This is a genomic window from Dietzia sp. SYD-A1 (assembly GCF_015356725.1).
Classification (GTDB): domain Bacteria; phylum Actinomycetota; class Actinomycetes; order Mycobacteriales; family Mycobacteriaceae; genus Dietzia.
In genome coordinates, this window is sequence record NZ_JADDKI010000618.1 from 1 (window position 1) to 2,166 (window position 2,166).

Genomic DNA, 2,166 nt, shown 5'->3' on the forward strand with positions numbered 1-2,166 from the left:
GAAACTAGCCAAGCCCAACCGAGCACCTCACGTCTCATTTGATTTGACACGCTCCGTCCTCCGCGGGACCGACGTGACCGCCGAGGAGCTGGTCGACGCCCTGGCCGGTCTTGTCCCGGGTCTTGGAGTTCAGGGCGATGGAGTTGACCATCGCGTTGAACCGATCGTCATGCGCCCGCAGGGCGTTGAGAACCTGCCACACGGTCTTGAATCGCCGGTTGTCGTTCAACGCCTCCGACGGCTTGACGCCCTCGGGCACGGCGACGGGCAGGATGATGTAGCCGTAGTCCTTGCCTGGTGATTTGCGCATCACGCGACCGACAGACTGCACCACGTCGACCACGGAGTTGCGGGGATGCAGGAACAGCACTGCATCCAATGCTGGGACGTCCACGCCTTCGGACAGGCAGCGGGCGTTGGTCAGGATGCGGCACTCATTCGCGTCTGGTTCGGCCTTGAGCCAGGTCAACTCCTCGTTGCGCTTGAGGGCGTTGAAGGTGCCGTCGACGTGGTGCACCGAGCAGTTCAGGGACCGGTTGGTGTCCGAGACGTCCACGCCGTCGACCTCGGCGTCGCGCAGCAGGTCTTGGTAGGACTCCACGACCCTGGGAAGCATCTCGGCGACCTGCTTGGAGGACTTGATGTCGCGGGCAAAGGCGACGGCTCGGCGCATCGGCGGCTCACCGGGGGCGAAGCCCTCACCTGTCGGGGAGGTGCCGGCCCGTTTGGCCAGTCCGTTCCAGCAGCCCACCAGTTTGGACGCATCATCGAGTTTGAGCTCACCGGCATCGGCCAGATCTGACTGAAGCCGGCTGGCCATGACCGATTCGTCCACCGTCAGGACCAGGACCTTGTAGTCAGTGAGCAGTCCGCGGTCGACGGCCTCGCCGAACGAGAGCCGATGAAACTCGGGACCGTACGTCTCTAGGTCATCCATGGAGGCGATCTCCGCGGAGTGATCCTCTGCCTTGTCCTTGGTCTCGTCGTTGAACAGGCGCGGGGTGGCGGTCATGTACAACCGCCGGCTGGCCTTGAGGAAGTCCGGGTCGTGCACTGCGACGAAGTTCGACGCATCCTCGCCTGCGAGGGTGATGCCGGTCGTGCGGTGCGCTTCGTCGCAGATCACCAGATCGAATGGGTCCACACCAAGGCTTTGGGCCTTGGAGACTGCGGGCAGTGATTGGTAGGTGGTGAACACCACCGTCATCCCCGCTGCCCGCTTGCGGTAACTCATCTTCTCCGCGAGCTGCTCCGGGTTCGTGGTGACTGGAATGGCGACGTCAGAGGTGTCATAGTCCTCCGCTGCACGAGAGACCTTGGTGTCCGAGCACACTGCGAACGCTCGAATATCCAGCTCGGCACGGGCAGTCCACTCGCGCAATGTCTGCGACAGCAGGGCGATCGAGGGGACCGCGAACAGGATTCGGGCGCGCCCGCCGTTGTCGAGGGCCGTCTGCTCGGCGATCTTCAGCGACGTAAAGGTCTTACCAGTGCCGCAGGCCATGATGAGCTTGCCCCGGTCGTTGCCCTCGGCAAACCCGCGGAACACCGCCTCCAGTGCTTCCTGCTGGTGTGGGCGCAGCGTGTAAGGCGTGGACGGGGCCAGATCAACTTGCAGTTCGCCCTGGGGCCAGGCGATGTCCCAATCAATCGCCGACTCAGCGAGATCCTCGAGCGAGATCCGCTGGACCGGGATGGTCTGCCCATCGAGGGCGTCCTCGGCATGCCTGCCCCACTTGTTGGTCGTGGAGATGATGACCCGGTTGGTGAACGGGGCCTTGCCCGAAGCAGTGAAAAACGAGTCCAGATCGACCTTCTGCAGATAGTGCTCGGGCTCGTAGAATTTGCACTGGACGGCCGTGTACTCACCGGTGTCGCGTTCCCGGGCCACCAGGTCGATCCCCGTATCGGGCTTGCCGTCCCGGCCGGGCCAGTCGATCCACCGCCACACCTTGTCGTACTGCTGCGACAGCATCGGATCGAGCTCGAAGTAGCGCACCATGAGCTGCTCGAACTTCGTCCCCCGCTCCACATTCGTCGGAGCCAGACGGAACGCCTCGATCACCTCATGCACAGAAGCCATGGCCACAGTCTTACAAGGCGATGTGCACGACTGTCCGGCGGATGGCCATCCGCCGGACAGTCGCCTGCATGAGTAGACCGACG

1 pseudogene is annotated in these 2,166 nt (G+C 63.5%); it reads right to left on the bottom strand.

Annotation, left to right across the window (positions count from 1 at the left end):
* Positions 1 to 49 precede the first annotated feature (49 nt).
* Positions 50 to 2,083 (bottom strand): annotated as a pseudogene (locus IY392_RS17740) (DEAD/DEAH box helicase family protein); the annotation flags it as partial.
* Between the last annotated feature and the right edge of the window lie 83 nt (positions 2,084 to 2,166).